This is a genomic window from Streptosporangium oxazolinicum (assembly GCF_039537505.1).
Lineage (GTDB): Bacteria > Actinomycetota > Actinomycetes > Streptosporangiales > Streptosporangiaceae > Streptosporangium > Streptosporangium oxazolinicum.
Map to the genome: position 1 here is coordinate 177,020 of NZ_BAABAQ010000007.1, position 14,321 is coordinate 191,340.

13 protein-coding genes are annotated in these 14,321 nt (G+C 72.2%); 7 read left to right on the top strand and 6 right to left on the bottom strand.

Going from position 1 to position 14,321, the window contains the following annotated elements; genetic code table 11:
* The first annotated feature begins 59 nt into the window (after positions 1–59).
* The 3 genes from ABD817_RS20330 to ABD817_RS20340 all read left to right on the top strand — a co-directional run bounded on the left by ABD817_RS20330 (position 60) and on the right by ABD817_RS20340 (position 3,184).
* The gene (locus ABD817_RS20330; protein WP_344919600.1) at positions 60–1,343 is read left to right on the top strand and encodes an ABC transporter substrate-binding protein; all 1,284 of its coding nucleotides are present in this window, start codon (positions 60–62) and stop codon (positions 1,341–1,343) included.
* 124 nt (positions 1,344–1,467) lie between these two features.
* Positions 1,468–2,352, top strand: a complete 885-nt coding sequence (locus ABD817_RS20335) for a carbohydrate ABC transporter permease (RefSeq protein ID WP_344919601.1) — start codon at positions 1,468–1,470, stop codon at positions 2,350–2,352.
* Complete coding sequence (locus ABD817_RS20340) at positions 2,342–3,184, top strand: carbohydrate ABC transporter permease (protein WP_344919603.1); 843 nt, start codon at positions 2,342–2,344, stop codon at positions 3,182–3,184. The genes ABD817_RS20335 and ABD817_RS20340 overlap by 11 nt, the downstream gene beginning before the upstream one ends.
* A 148-nt stretch (positions 3,185–3,332) precedes the next feature.
* On the opposite strand, the gene ABD817_RS20345 is transcribed toward ABD817_RS20340, so the two are convergent.
* Positions 3,333–3,785, bottom strand: a complete 453-nt coding sequence (locus tag ABD817_RS20345) for a hypothetical protein (RefSeq protein ID WP_344919604.1) — start codon at positions 3,783–3,785, stop codon at positions 3,333–3,335.
* Positions 3,786–4,123: 338 nt separating this feature from the next.
* Positions 4,124–5,140, bottom strand: a complete 1,017-nt coding sequence (locus ABD817_RS20350) for a zinc-dependent alcohol dehydrogenase (protein WP_344919605.1) — start codon at positions 5,138–5,140, stop codon at positions 4,124–4,126.
* Positions 5,141–5,232: 92 nt separating this feature from the next.
* Between ABD817_RS20350 and ABD817_RS20355 the strand changes: the two genes are divergently transcribed.
* Positions 5,233–6,951 carry an IlvD/Edd family dehydratase gene (locus ABD817_RS20355; protein ID WP_344919606.1) on the top strand — a complete coding sequence of 573 codons (1,719 nt, stop codon included), beginning with the start codon at positions 5,233–5,235 and terminating at the stop codon, positions 6,949–6,951.
* Here ABD817_RS20355 and ABD817_RS20360 read toward each other — a convergent pair.
* Positions 6,838–8,586 (bottom strand): rhamnulokinase, encoded by a 1,749-nt coding sequence (locus ABD817_RS20360; protein WP_344919607.1) that lies wholly within the window; start codon positions 8,584–8,586, stop codon positions 6,838–6,840. The two genes, ABD817_RS20355 and ABD817_RS20360, sit on opposite strands and share 114 nt — an antisense overlap.
* Positions 8,587–8,716: 130 nt before the next feature.
* Complete coding sequence (locus ABD817_RS20365; RefSeq protein WP_344919608.1) at positions 8,717–9,049, bottom strand: YnfA family protein; 333 nt, start codon at positions 9,047–9,049, stop codon at positions 8,717–8,719.
* A 499-nt stretch (positions 9,050–9,548) separates the two neighbouring features.
* Between ABD817_RS20365 and ABD817_RS20370 the strand changes: the two genes are divergently transcribed.
* Together ABD817_RS20370 and ABD817_RS20375 are read left to right on the top strand one after the other, a co-directional pair.
* Positions 9,549–9,908, top strand: a complete 360-nt coding sequence (locus tag ABD817_RS20370) for a PRC-barrel domain containing protein (RefSeq protein ID WP_344919609.1) — start codon at positions 9,549–9,551, stop codon at positions 9,906–9,908.
* Between the two features lie 62 nt (positions 9,909–9,970).
* Complete coding sequence (locus ABD817_RS20375) at positions 9,971–11,191, top strand: Tm-1-like ATP-binding domain-containing protein (RefSeq protein WP_344919610.1); 1,221 nt, start codon at positions 9,971–9,973, stop codon at positions 11,189–11,191.
* Between the two features lie 105 nt (positions 11,192–11,296).
* On the opposite strand, the gene ABD817_RS20380 is transcribed toward ABD817_RS20375, so the two are convergent.
* The gene (locus ABD817_RS20380; RefSeq protein ID WP_344919611.1) at positions 11,297–12,223 is read right to left on the bottom strand and encodes a hypothetical protein; all 927 of its coding nucleotides are present in this window, start codon (positions 12,221–12,223) and stop codon (positions 11,297–11,299) included.
* Between the two features lie 374 nt (positions 12,224–12,597).
* On the opposite strand from ABD817_RS20380, the gene ABD817_RS20385 reads away from it, so the two are divergent.
* Positions 12,598–13,140, top strand: coding sequence for a GNAT family N-acetyltransferase (locus tag ABD817_RS20385; protein ID WP_344919824.1), 543 nt, complete (start codon positions 12,598–12,600; stop codon positions 13,138–13,140).
* A 155-nt stretch (positions 13,141–13,295) separates the two neighbouring features.
* Here ABD817_RS20385 and ABD817_RS20390 read toward each other — a convergent pair whose 3' ends face one another.
* Positions 13,296–14,168, bottom strand: a complete 873-nt coding sequence (locus tag ABD817_RS20390) for a helix-turn-helix transcriptional regulator (protein WP_344919612.1) — start codon at positions 14,166–14,168, stop codon at positions 13,296–13,298.
* Between the last annotated feature and the right edge of the window lie 153 nt (positions 14,169–14,321).

Genomic DNA, 14,321 nt, shown 5'->3' on the forward strand with positions numbered 1-14,321 from the left:
GGCCGCCGACCGGTCACCCACCACGACCGCCGGGGGATTCCCAGCAAGGAGATCGGACCATGAAACCATTCGGAAAGCCCGCGGCCGTCGCGCTGGCGGCGCTGCTCACCCTGACGGCGTGCGGCGGGGGAGGCGAGGCCACCCCGGCCGCGCAGGGCCCGCAGCCGCTGCGCATGACGATCTGGACCTCCAACGAGGCACACCTGAAGCTGTTCAACGAGATCGCCGCCGAGTACAGGAAGACCCGTCCCGACATCGGCGAGATCAAATTCGACCCCATCCCGTTCGAGAACTACACCACGACCCTGACCACCCAGATCGCCGGGGGCAACGCCCCCGACCTGGCCTGGATCCTGGAGAGCTCCGCGCCCGACTTCGTCTCCTCCGGCGCGCTGGCGCCGCTCGACGACACGCTGAGCACGGCCCAGGGGTACGAGTTCGGCGACCTCACGCCGTCGGCCGTCAAGCTCTGGCAGAACGGGGGCAAGCTGTACGCCTACCCGTTCTCCACCTCGCCGTTCGGTGTCTTCGTCAACACCGACCTGCTCAAGAAGGCGGGCCAGAAGACTCCCGCCGAGATGATCGAGGACGGCACGTGGACCTGGGAGAAGGTCGCCGCCCAGAACGCCGCGGTCGCCTCCAAGACCGGCAAGGCGGGCATGGTCGTCCGTGACTTCGACTACAAGGGCTGGGACAACCTCGCCTCAGTGTGGGGCGGCTGGGGCGCCCGCGCGTGGAGCGAGGACGGCAGGACCTGCGGGTTCGACAGCCCCGAGATGGTCGAGGCCATGACGTTCCTGCACAGGTCGATCTTCACCGACAAGGCCTTTCCCGGCCCCGGTACCACGGCCGACTTCTTCGCGGGCGACTCGGCGATGACCATCACCCAGATCTCCCGCGCCTCGCTCCTGCAGGACGCGAAGTTCGGCTGGGACCTCGTGCCGCTGCCCGCCGGGCCCAGGGGCGAGTACTCGGTGATCGGCCAGGCGGGCCTGGGCGTCCTCAAGAAGTCCCCCAACGCGGCGGCGGCCACCGACTTCCTCGCCTTCTTCACCAACCCCGCCAACTCCGCCAAGCTCGCCGCCTACTTCCCGCCGCCCCGGGCCTCCCAGCTCACCGCGGACACCATGGCCAAGAGCAACCCGCTGCTCAAGCCCGGCCAGCTGCAGAAGGTCGTGATCAGCGGCATCGAGAAGGGCGTCGTCAAGCCCAACCACACCGGCCAGGCGGAGCTGTCGCAGACCGTACGGGCCGCGCTCGACCCGCTCTGGCAGCCCGGCGCCGACGTCAAGGCCGTGCTGGCCGGTGTGTGCGCCAAGATCCAGCCGATGCTGGGCGCGTGACGTGGCCTCGTCACACGTGGGATCCGCGGTGACCGGCCGGGCCGACGCCCGGCCGGCCCCCGGCGGGCGGGCCACGAGGGGCGGCGGGGCGGTTCGCCGGATTCCCGGCGGTGACGGAGGCCGGGTGTTCTGGACCGTGCGCCGCCGCGACAACCTGGTCGGATACCTGCTCGTCACCCCGCAGCTCCTCGGCAGCGTGCTGTTCGTGCTCCTGCCGCTCGGGCTCGTCCTCTGGTACAGCCTCCACGAGTGGAACGTGCTCGCCGGGACCTTCGAGTTCGTCGGCGGGGAGAACTACGACAGGCTGCTCGCCGACGCCAACCTGCGCGAGGTGCTGGCGGGAACCGCCCTGTTCTCCGTCGGCCTGGTCGTGCTCAACCTCGGCCTCGCCCTCGTCCTGGCGATCCTGCTCAACCAGCGGCTGCGCGGGACCACCTTCTTCCGTACGGTGTTCTTCTCGCCGGTGGTGGTCTCGCTGGTCGCCTGGACGATCGTGTGGCAGTTCCTGCTGCAGGACGACGGCGGTCTCAACGGCCTGCTCGCCGCCGCCGGGGTCGACGGCCCCAACTGGCTGCGCGGCGAGGGCACGGCGATGCTCTCGGTGGTCGTCGTCCAGGTCCTCAAGAACGTCGGCCTCAACATGGTGCTGTTCCTGGCCGCCCTCCAGGGGGTGCCGGCCCCGCTCTACGAGGCCGCCGAGCTGGACGGCGCCGGGGCGTGGACCCGCTTCCTGCGGATCACCGTTCCCCTGATCAGCCCGACCATCCTGCTCACCTCGATCATCACCGTGGTGGGGTCGCTGCAGGTGTTCGCGCAGATCGCGGTGCTCACCCAGGGCGGCCCGGGAATGTCGACGACCGTCCTCGTCTACTACCTGTACCAGCAGGCGTTCCAGTTCCATCACTTCGGGTACGGCGCGACGCTGTCGGTCCTGCTGTTCGCGATCGTGGCGCTGCTCACCGTCGTGCAGTGGCGGATGCGCAGAAGGTGGGTCTTCAATGAAACGTGAGACACCGGTGCGGCTGAAGACGCTCCTGTACGGCCTGCTGTGCGTGTTGTGCGTGCCGTTCGTCTTCCCGACGTGGTGGATGGTCACCTCGTCGCTCAAGCCGGTCAGCGAGATCTTCGCCTTCCCGCCGAGGCTGCTCCCCACCGACTGGGACCTCTCGGCCTACGGGCAGGTCTTCCGGCTGCAGCCCTTCGCGGGCCAGTATCTCAACAGCCTCTACATCGCCCTGATCGTCACGGCCGGGACGATGGCGGTGGCGGCCATGGCCGGCTACGCCTTCGCGCGCATCCGCTTTCCCGGCCAGAACGTCCTCTTCGTCGTCGTGCTGCTCGGGCTGCTCATCCCGAGCGAGGTCACGATCGTCCCGCTGTTCCAGATGTTCCACGGGCTCGGGCTGACCGACACCCACTGGCCGCTGATCCTGGTGCCGATCCTCGGCGCGCCCGGCGTGCTGGCCACCTTCATCATGAGGCAGTTCTTCGTCAGCCTGCCCGGCGAGCTGGAGGAGGCGGCCAGGGTGGACGGGCTCGGCCGGTTCGGCACCTTCTACCGGGTCGCGCTGCCGTTGGCCCGGCCCGCGCTCGGCGCCGTCGCGATCTTCACGTTCCTGCACAGCTGGAACCTCTACCTGGAGCCCATCGTGTACCTCTCCTCGCCGGAGAAGTTCACCCTTCCGCAGGCACTGACCCAGTTCGTCGACGCCTACGGCGGGCCGATGTGGAACGTCCAGCTCGCCGCCGCCTCGATGACCGCCCTGCCGGTGCTGGTGGTGTTCGTGCTCGCGCAACGGCAGTTCATCGAGGGCCTGGCCCACACCGGCCTGAAGGGCTGATCTCTGGACGCCCACCCGCCGATCGTGTCGAGCTCCTGGAGGACGTCGGCGGGCGGCTGCCCGGCCCCAAGCCCGGCCCAAGCGGCGGTTCAGGCGCCTGAACCGCTCGCTTTCCCGCGCACTGCCTGCTCGCCCCGCCGCACCCCGCCTAGAAGCCCGCGGGCTTGGTGACGGACCAGCCGATCGTCCGGAGCGAGGAGCCCTGCAGGTTCGGGTTGGTGTAGAGGTAGAGGTAGACGGAGGGCTGCTCGTGGGTCCTCAGGGTCCGGGTGGTCCACACTCCGTTGCACTCCTTCGCGGTCGGGTCGGCGTCCCCGAGGACGTCCGTGCTCAGCCTGGCGCAGTGGCCGTCGCCGGGACCGGTGTCGATGATCTGAGCCTTGATCGTCACCCAGCGGAACCCGTCGGCGGTGTTCTTGTGCCAGGTGACGACCCCGTTCCTCAGCCTGGCCCGCACCTGCCCGTTCACCGTGAAGGTCTTGGCGGGGAAGGCCACGCTCTTGGACACCACGGCGCTCCGCGCCGACGCGGCCGGAGCGGTCACCCCCATGGAAACGAGTACGGTCCCTGCGGCGAGCGCGACAGCCAATGTTCTCTTCACGGACTTCCTCCAGCGTGTTCACGTGTCGGACCCCGTCAGGCGGGCACCGCCGGCCGCTCTTCACCGTGGGACGAGCCGGATCGACACCCTCCAGGGGATCATGTTCCGCGTGATTAGATGCGGGGTGCCGCCCAAGAGTTCGCGATATTCATGATGATTTATGCGGGTAATTCAGGAGGCCCGGAACCGTGGCGTTTTCCGGGGCATCCGGTGACACCACTCCAGCCGGCACGTCCCGCGGGATCCGTCCGACGATGTGCCCGGTGAGCGGGGGCCGGTGTCACGTGGCGGCCGGTGCGCGCCCTCGTCCGGCCCGCCCGCGCCGGGCGGGGGAGCGGTCAGGCCCGGGGATCGACGTGGATCTTGGGGCCGGGACCCGCCCCCGCGGGACGGGAGCCGGAGAGGATCTCGCCCACCTCGCCGAGCCCGACGACGGCCGCCACCAGCGGGCGGGGGTCCACCGCGCCCGAGGCGTAGTGCTCGATCGCCCCGGCCAGGCCGGGTGAGGCGCTCAGGACGCCGACGGCCGTGACGTCCTTGAGCACCAGCACGCGGGTGTCAACGGCGCTGGGGGCCGGCGCCAGGCCGATGTAGACCACCCGCCTGCCGGGCTCCACCAGGTCGACGGCGAGGGAGGGCAGCCCGGGGGCGTTGGAGGCGTCGATGACGGCGTCGAACGGGAGATCGGGAAGCCGGTCGGAGGTCCACGCCCCGTGCACCCCGAGGGTGCGGGCGAACTCCAGCGACGGCTCCGACAGGCCCATGATGTGCACCTCCGCCCCGTGCGCCAGGGCGAACCGGGCGGCGAGCAGGCCGATCGTCCCCGGTCCCATCACCAGCAGCCGATCACCGGGGGCGAGGGCCGCGGCCTCGACGGCCCGCAGCGCGTTGCCGCCCGGCTCGACCATCGCCCCGGCCACCGCGTCGACCGTGTCCGGCAGGACGTGCAGCGCCGTGACCGGCACCGGGAGCCGCTCGGCGAGGGCACCGGGCCACCCGCCCCGGATGCCGATCTCGAAGCGGTCCTCGCACACGTGCTGCAGCCCGCCCAGGCAGCGGCGGCACCTGCCGCAGCCGAGCATGGTGTCGCCCGTGACGCGGGTGCCGACCCAGCCGCCGTCGACGCCCTCGCCGACTGAGGAGACCGTCCCGCACCACTCGTGGCCGAGCCGCATGGGATAGCGGGCGTTGTGCTCCTCCTCGAGATAGGCCATCTCGCCGCTGAAGAACTCCATGTCGGTGCCGCACACCCCGGCCCGCTCCACGTCGACCACGACCTGCCCGGGGCCGGGAACCGGCGGCTCGACGTCCAGCACGGCGAAGCGGCGAGGCCCGGTCACGACGAACGCTCTCACGGATGGAACCTTCCAGACGGCGCCGCCGGGCGGGGCCGGAGGTACAAGAATCGGGTTCCGTAGACTACCGTTCGGCAAATGAGGCTGAGAACGTGACGGCCGGGCGGCGCAGCGCGCAGTGGTACGCCGGAACCGACCGCAACGCCTACATCCACCGGGCCTGGATGCGGCGCGGGCTGCCCTCGCACGCCTTCGACGGCCGGCCGCACATCGCGATCGCCAACACCGCCTCCGACCTCACCCCGTGCAACTCCCATCTCGGCGAGGTGGCCGAGAGCGTCAAGCGGGGCGTCTGGGAGGCGGGCGGCGTCCCGATGAACCTGCCGGTCGTCTCGCTGGGCGAGACGCTGGTCAGGCCCACCGCGATGCTGTGGCGCAACATGGCCGCGATGGCGACCGAGGAGATGCTGCGGGCCAACCCGATCGACGGCGTGGTGCTGCTGGGCGGCTGCGACAAGACCATCCCGTCCCTGCTGATGGCCGCGGCCTCGGTCGACCTGCCCGCCGTGGTGGTCCCCGGGGGGCCCATGCTCACCGGCACCTTCCGCGGCGCGCAGCTGGGCTGCGGCACGGACGTGTGGCGGCTCAGCGAGGAGGTCCGCGCGGGCACCCTGAGCGAGCAGGCGTTCCTGCGCTCGGAGTCTTCGATGATCCGCAGCAGGGGTCACTGCAACACCATGGGCACCGCCTCCACCATGGCCTGTGTCGCCGAGGCGCTCGGCACCACCATCCCCGGCACGGCGTGCACGCCCGCCCCCGACAGCCGCCTGCTGGAGGGCGCCCACGAGGCCGGGCGGCTCGCCGTCGAGCTCGTCGAACGGGATCTGCGCCCCAGCACCCTGCTGACCAGGGGATCCTTCCTCAACGCGATCGTGGCGCTGGCCGCCATCGGCGGATCCACCAACGCGGTGGTGCACCTGCTGGCCATCGCGGGCCGGCTCGGTGTCGAGCTCTCCCTCGACGACTTCGACCGCACCGGCGCCGGGGTGCCGCTCCTGGCCGACCTGCAACCGGCGGGCCGCCACCTGATGGAGGACTTCCACCGCGCGGGCGGGCTGCTGGCCGTGCTGCGCGAGGTGCGCGACCTGCTGGACCCGGACGCGCTGACGGTGACCGGCAGGCCGCTGGCCGACCACCTGGACGACGCGGGGATCTGGGACCAGACCGTCATCCGCCCGCGTGACCAGCCGCTGCGGGAGGCCGCGGGCATCGCCGTCCTGTACGGCGATCTGGCGCCGTCCGGGGCCGTCATCAAGCCCGCGGCGGCCTCGCCCGAGCTGATGCGCCACCGGGGCCGGGCCCTGGTCTTCGACAGCGTCGAGGACATGCGCGCGCGGATCGACGACCCCGATCTCGACGTGGACCCCTCCTCGGTGCTCGTGTTGCGCGGGTGCGGTCCCAAGGGCTACCCGGGGATGCCGGAGGTGGCCAACGTGCCCCTGCCGGCCAGGCTCCTGGAGCGCGGGGTGCGTGACATGGTGCGGATCTGCGACGGCCGGATGAGCGGGACGGCGTACGGCACGGTGGTCCTGCACGTGGCGCCCGAGGCCGCGGCGGGTGGCCCGCTCGGCCTGGTGCGGACCGGTGACCCGATTATCCTGGACGTCGAGGCCAGGCGCCTGGACATCGACATCCCGCCTCGGGACCTGGCCGGGCGTCGCCCCTCGGACGCCATGCGGGCGGCCTTCGCCGCGCCGTCACGGGGCTGGGAACGCCTGTACGTCGACCACGTGATGCAGGCCCACCGGGGCGCCGACCTCGACTTCCTCGTCGGCTCCAGCGGTGACGCGGTCGCCCGCGAGTCCCACTGACGGCGCTGACGGCGCTGACGGCACCGACGTCGTCGACGGTGTCGACGGTGTCGACGCGGCGTGCCGGGCCGGGCGTGTCCGGTGCCGGGCGGCCGGTTCGGGCTCCGTATCGTTCCAGAACCCGTCGATCCCGGTCAGCCGCCGGTAGCGGGAGTAGGCGATCTCGTACGGTTCCCGCCGCCCGGCGGGCGGGAACGGCCGAGGCCTGAACGAGCGGCGGACCACCTCGCGCAGCTCGGTGAGGGAGCCGACGCGGCCGTCCGCCATCGCCTGGACGAGCAGGTTGCCCACGGCGGTCGCCTCCACGGGGCCCGCGAGCACCGGCCGCCCGGCGAAGTCGGCGACGAGCCGGCAGAGAGTGTCGCTGGAGGCCCCGCCCCCCACGAGGTGCACGGCCTCCACCCGCCGGTCGCTGAGGAACTCGGCACGCTCCAGGGCCCACCGGTAGGAGCAGGCGAGGCTCTCCAGGACGCAGCGCACCGTCCGCGCGCGGCCCTCGGGCGGCGCCTGGCCGGTCGAGCGGCAGTAGGCCGCGATCCTGGCCGGCACGTCGCCGGGTTCGAGGAACCACGGATGGCCGGGGTCGATCAGGGGGCCGAACGCGGGCGCCGAGGCGGCCTCGGCGACCAGATCCGCGTACGAGGCGCGCACCCCCCAGGCCCTGCGGCACTCCTGGAGCAGCCGCAGGCCGTTGAGCGCCCGGGTGAAGCGCACGGTCCCGGTGACGCCGCCCTCGTTGGTGAAGCCCGCCAGCCTGGCCTCCCGGCTCGTGACCGGCGCGTCGAGCTCCAGCCCCGCCAGCGAGCGGGGACCGATGGAGATGTAGCCGACCGAGCCGGACGAGACGGGAAGCGCCGCCGCGGCGGAGGCGGCGTCGTGGCCGGCCACCGCGACGACCATGGTCGGGCGGTGCCCCCTCCCGTTCCTTCCGCTCCTCCCGTTCCCGCGAGTCCCGCGGGTCCTGCCGTTTCCGCCGGTTCCACCGGTTCCGCCGCTTTCGCCGCGCAGCGGGCCGGCGACCGTGCCGGGCTCGGTGAGCCGGTCGGCGAACAGGTGGCGGGGCAGGCCCAGGCGGGTGACGAGGTTGCTCGCCCAGCGGCCGGTCCTGACGTCCAGCAGCTGGCTGGTGCTCGCGATCGTCCGCTCGGCGAGCATCTCGCCGCTCAGCCAGAACGTGAACAGGTCCGGCATCATCGCCAGGTGGTCGGCCGCCTCCAGGAGCGGGGACCCGGCGTGCGCCAGCAGCTGGCAGGCCGTGGTGCCCGGCCCCGGAAGGACCCCGGTCAGCTCGTAGTGGTCCTGCCAGGAGACGAGCCCCGCCAGGCCGGAGGTGTAGGGGTCAAGGTGGTGGCGGGGGTTGGCCAGCAGCCGTCCGTCGCGGTCGAGGAGCGCGAAGTCGCCGCCCCAGGCGTTCACGCCCACGCTGGTGAGGCGGCCTCGGGCGGCGGCCAGCGCGATGCCCCCGCGGGCCTGGGTGAGAAGTCCGAGCACGTCCCAGTAAAGGCCGTCGAGAACGCGGACGGGCCGGTTGGCGAAGCGGTGCACTTCGCGCACCGCGAGCCGTTCACCATCGAATTCGCCGGTCAATACCCGGCCGCTCTCAGGTCCGAGATCCACGGCCACGTAGACGGGCACGGCCCAAGAGTAACCACAAAGTATTTCCCGATACGGGAGATATATCAGAGACGATAGGTGAAACGAGTTGATGTCGCGGTGTCAGTCGCCCAGGAGGTTATGGCGCCCGGCGGCCGTCCGGTCTCCGGATTCAGCCGCGCGGGGCGTACATGATCAGGGCGACCCCCACCAGGCACACGCCCGCGCCGATCAGGTCCCAGCGGTCGGGGCGGAAGCCGTCGGCCAGCATCCCCCACAGCAGGGACCCGGCGATGAACACCCCGCCGTAGGCGGCCAGGACCCGGCCGAAGTTCGCGTCCGGCTGGAACGCGGCGACGAACCCGTACGCCCCCAGCGCGACGACCCCGGCGGCGATCCACAGCAGCCCCCGCTGCTCGCGGACCCCCTGCCAGACCAGCCAGGCGCCACCGATCTCGGCGACGGCGGCGAGAGCGAACAACAACAGTGAACGGGCGATCGTCATGCCCGGAAAAATAGCGGTCCCCGCGCCCCGGCCCCGCCCCGGCCCGCGTGTCATCGCCCCGGCCCCGCCCCGGCCCGCGTGTCATCGCCCCGGCCCCGCTCCGGTCCGCGTGTCATCGCCCCGGCCCCGCTCCGGTCCGCGTGTCATCGCGCCGGGCCGTCCCCCGGTGGGGTCCGTCACCCCTGTGCGGGGAAGGCGGGACGGCTTCCCAAGAGGTGATGGCACGAAGAACGCGCCGGTGTCCGGCGGATGTCGGACCGGGGCGGGCCGGGGAGGTCCCCGGCCCGCTCCGTGTCACCGAGGGCCGGGTGGCGGCACCCGCTACCCGGCCCCTACCCGGCCCCTCGCGTACCCGGACGGCCCGATGATCGTCCGGGCGCCTTTTCGCGCGCCGTACGGCCCGCCTCCTGGCGGACGACGGCCACCTGATGCACCGTTTACCTCGGCCGCCACGGGTAGGCGGGGGGCCACACACATCGTGAACGAGGAGAGCCCGCACATGACGAACGAAGGACTGTGGAGCTATCGCGAGGGCGTTTACGGTCCCGACGAGACGATGAGCGTCATCGGCTTCGACGTGGAGGCCGTCGACGGCAAGGTCGGCCTGGTGGAGGAGGAGAGCAACATGACCGACGACAGCTACGTCGTGGCCGACGTCGGCTCCTGGCTCTCCGGCAGGAAGGTCGTGCTCCCGGCCAGCACGGTGACCCGGATCGACCGGCACGAGCGCAAGATGTACATCTCGCGGACCAAGCAGGAGATCCAGGACGCGCCGGAGTACAACGCGGCGACCTACCGGCAGAGCGTCTACCGCCAGGAGCTGGGCGGTTACTACGGAAACTTCTCCGCCGCGCTCTGACCGGTACGGCGACGAGGCGGCGCGGCACAGGGACAACGGCGAACAGAGAGGCGTGGCGCGAGATGCCGACGATAGGCCTGGTGGGAACACTGGACACCAAGGGATGGGAGTACGCCTGGCTCCACGACCGGTTACTCGCCCTCGGCTGCGAGGTCGTCCTGGTCGACGCGGGCATCGGTGAGGCGCGGGTACCCGCCGACGTCGGGAACGACCGGGTCGCGCTGGCGGCCGGGGCCGACGTCGCGGTGCTGCGCGCGACCGGTGACCGGGGAGCGGCCGTCACGAAAATGGGGGAGGGCGCCGCAGCCGTCCTCGCCGAGTTGTACGCCCAGGGCCGTCTCGACGGCGTGCTCGCGGTGGGCGGCAGCGGCGGGTCCTCGATCGCGGCGCGGGCCGTCAGGGACCTGCCGATCGGCCTGCCCAAGCTCATCGTCTCCACCATGGCCTCCGGAGACGTGTCCCCCTACGTGGGGGCCAAGGACGTCACGCTGATGTACAGCGTCGTCGACCTCGCCGGGGTCAACCGCGTCTCCGTGCGCATCCTCGGCAACGCCGCGGCGGCGATGGCCGGCATGGTGAGCATCGCGTCCCCGGTCGTCGAGGACGACCGCCCGCTCGTGGCCGCGTCGGTGTTCGGGGTGACCACGCCCGCCGTCGACGCCGCCAGGGAACGGCTGGACGAGCTCGGATACGAGGTGCTGGTCTTCCACACCACCGGCTCCGGCGGACGGGCCCTGGAGTCGCTGGCCGGGAGTGGCCTGATCTCGGGCGTGCTCGACCTCACCACCACCGAACTCGCCGACGACCTGGTCGGCGGGGTCCTGTCGGCGGGCCCCGACCGGCTGACCAGGGCCGGAGCGCGCGGGGTGCCCCAGGTGGTCGCCCCCGGCGCGCTGGACACGGTCAACTTCGGTCCCCGCGACACCGTCCCCGAGCACTTCGGCGACCGCCTGCTGTACGTCCACAACCCGGCCCTGACCCTGATGCGGACCACGGCCGAGGAGATGGGCGAGCTCGGCCGCCGGATGGCCGCCAAGCTGAGCGCGGCCAACGGCCCGACCGCGCTGTTCGTCCCGCTCGGAGGCGTCTCCGCCCTCGACGCCGAGGGGGCGCCCTTCCACGACCCCAAGGCCGACGAGTCCTGCTTCGAGGCCCTGGCCGAGGGGCTGCGAGGCTCGGCCGTCGAGGTCGAGGAGCTGGACCTGCACGTCAACGACCCCGCCTTCGGCCGCGCCATGGCCGACCGGCTGCACCAGATGATCACCGCGAGGTACGCGACATGACCCACGACCATCGGCTTCGTCGGGATGCGTAACCGCCCGGCCGCCGGCGCGTACGACGGCGTCTTCCGAACCTGGTCGAGCGCCTGCCAGGGTGTTGTTCATGCGTCATGGTGGGGCGAGGCGGAGGATCTGCTCGCGGACGGGGGTGACCAGGTCGGCCTGGAGCAGGCCGTTGTTGATGGCGGGGGCGCAGTCCATCGAGATCGTCACCGCGGCGGCGGGTCCTTGCGGGTAGTCGAATACGAGCCGGATGCCGCGTTCGCCGGGGCCTCCGAGCCCTTGGCAGCTGTTCTGGCTCGGCACGGTGTCCAGGGAGTTCAGTGTCGCGGCCAGCGCGCGGGCGATGTCCCTGTTGTGTCGTTTGCGGTAGGGCGGTCTCGCGTACGTGGCGTCCCTGCACACGGTGAGGCGGCCGGGGCGCCCCGGAACCATCAGCTCCTCCTGACCCCGGCGGTCGCCGGGACCCCGGCAGGGGTCCTTCGGGGGTACGGGCCGCCAGACTCCGTTCTTGTAGGCGGCGGTGATGGCGGGCCCGGCATAGGAGTTGCTGACGGCCGTGCCGTTGGTGATCCTCCCGCAGCGGTTGACCTCCTCGGCGCCGCCCACCCACAGGGCGCGGCCGTCGGGGTAGGCGAACCGGATGAGGTAGTTGGTCATCGGTCCCCCCATCGCCGTGCATCCACGGCCGACGTCGGCGGTGGCCACCGGGAGGTAGGCGAGGTCACGGGCCATCACCGCCGCCTGGTCCGTCAGCGTTCGCGAACCGGCCAGCCGCTCACCCCCCGGATGCGCGTTGTCCCCGGGGTAGGCGCAGATGAGGGCACTCACCGGCGAGCCGGGGACGAGCGACTCCTCCACGCCGTCGATGTCGGCGGCGGCGGGCACCCAGCCGCCGATGTCGTTACCGTCCCAGCGTTGCGGGCAGGTGGCCGGTACCGGCGGTGACTCGCCGACCGTCCCTGAGAGCACCACGGCCGTCGCGCACACCCCGGCCGCCGCGAGGCCGAGACCGATCGAAGTGGAAAGCTTCACAGTTCATAGACGTTGATCCCGGTCGACCGGTTCGCTTCGCCCGTCGCCCGCGAACCCGGCCTCCCGGCAGGCGTGCCGGGCCTGTTCCGGGCGGGGGGCGGAGCCGGACTCCTCCTCGGAGCCCGCTGTGCCCGCCCCATCGCCGGACGGCTCGGCCACGGCCGCCCTCTCGGCCTCGTCGGCCTGTGCCCGGCGCCCGCGGGACTGCTCGTCCCGCTCGTCGACGTCGGTGTACTCCCTCGTCGATCTTCACATGCGGTGCGGTCAGGAGGATGATCGGGCCTTGCGGCACAATGGTCACTCCCGAACGCCCTCGTCGTGTTCGCGGGACCGAACGCCCGGAGGCGGCCGGGCCGAGGGGAAGACGATCGGTGATGATGCGGAGAACCGGGCGGCTGGTGCTACGCCGCTGGCGCGAGGAGGATCTGGAGGCGCTGGTCGCGATCCACGGAGACCCGGAGGTCATGCGCTTCATCGGTGATGGCTCGGTCCGCACCGGGGAGCAGACCGCGGACGCGCTCGCGTTCATGGAACGGGAGTGGGACGAGCGCGGTTTCGGGATGTTCGCCGTGGAGCTGTGCGAGACCGGGGAGCTCGCCGGCTGGACCGGGCTGACGATTCCCGGCTTCCTGCCCGAGTTGCTGCCGGCGGTGGAGATCGGCTGGCGGCTGGGACGGCGTTTCTGGGGCCGGGGCATCGCCACCGAGGCGGCCGGAGAGGCACTGCGCTTCGGCTTCACCGAGGCGGGCCTGGAACGGATCGTCAGCGTCTGTCACGTCGACAACCACGCCTCCGCCCGTGTCATGACGAAGCTGGGCATGCGCCAGGAGCGGGAGACGGTGGTCCCGGCCAACGGGCGGCCGGTGCGGGTTATGGCGATCACCCGTGGCGAATTCGACGCCGTCCACGGCGGCTGACCCGCGGGCCGGTGCCCGGCGAAAGCGGCTTTGATCCGCCGGCCGTTGCTGGCGGTGGCCTGACGCCGGACGTGGCGGTCCCGGCCGGGCACACCCGGGTGCCGGGCGCGTTGCGGGTCCGTGCCGAGGTCACCGTCGCACCGGCCGCGCCGGCCTCAGGTGTCGAGCCGGGCCGGTTCGTCGGTCCAGCTCGACAGCAGGCGCAGGGCGTGCTCGGAGGGGGAGCCGGGTTCGGCGGTGTGGACGGCGAGGGTCTGGTCGGGGTCGCCGTCGGGGGTGAGGGCCTCGTAGTCCAGGGTGAGCTCGCCGACCAGGGGATGGTGGTAGCGCTTGGTACCGAAGGTCCGGCGGTGCACGTCGTGCTCGGCCCACCAGCGGCGGAAGTCTCCGTCCCGCAGGGACAGCTCGCCGATCAGCTCGGCGAGGCGGGGGTCACGGGGGTGGCGCCCGGCGTAGAGGTGCAGCGCGGCGACGGTGCCGCGGGCGGACGCCTGCCAGTCGGCGTACAGGGCGCGGGCGGTCTCGTCGAGGAAGACGAAGCGGGCCATGTTGCGCTCCCGGTGCGGCAGCGCGTCGAAGTCGGTGTACAGGGCGCGGGCCATCCGGTTGGCGGCCAGCACGTCCGTACGGTGGCCGAGGATCAGGGCCGGGACGTCGCCGAGGGTCTCCAGCATCCGGTACAGGCCCGGCCGCACCCGCTGCGGCGGCATCGGCCTGCTCCGCCCGCGGGCGGGCCTGGCCACGGTGAACAGGTGGTCACGTTCCGTCTCGTCCAGGCGTAGCGCGCGGGCGAGAGCCTCCAGTACCGCCTCGGACACGTTGACGTCGCGGCCGCGCTCCAGGCGGATGTAGTAGTCCACGCTCACCCCGGCGAGCAGGGCGACCTCCTCCCGGCGCAGGCCCGGAACCCGGCGGGTTCCCGGCTGCGGGGGCAGGCCCGCCTCCCGTGGGCCGATCCGGGCCCGGCGCGAGCGCAGGAACTCCCGCAACTCGGCATTGCCCCCGGCGGAGGGGGAGTGGTCGCTCATCTCCCCAGGTTAGGCGAGGGGTGGTGGTGCGCCGCCGCCCGTGGGGGGTACCGCTGGACCCCCGGTCGGCCGGACCCCGGGTGGGAGGGGGCCCCTTCCCCGTACCGGGACCGGGGGCCGCCGGTGGTTGGTTGAAAGGGGGGCACCGGGCCC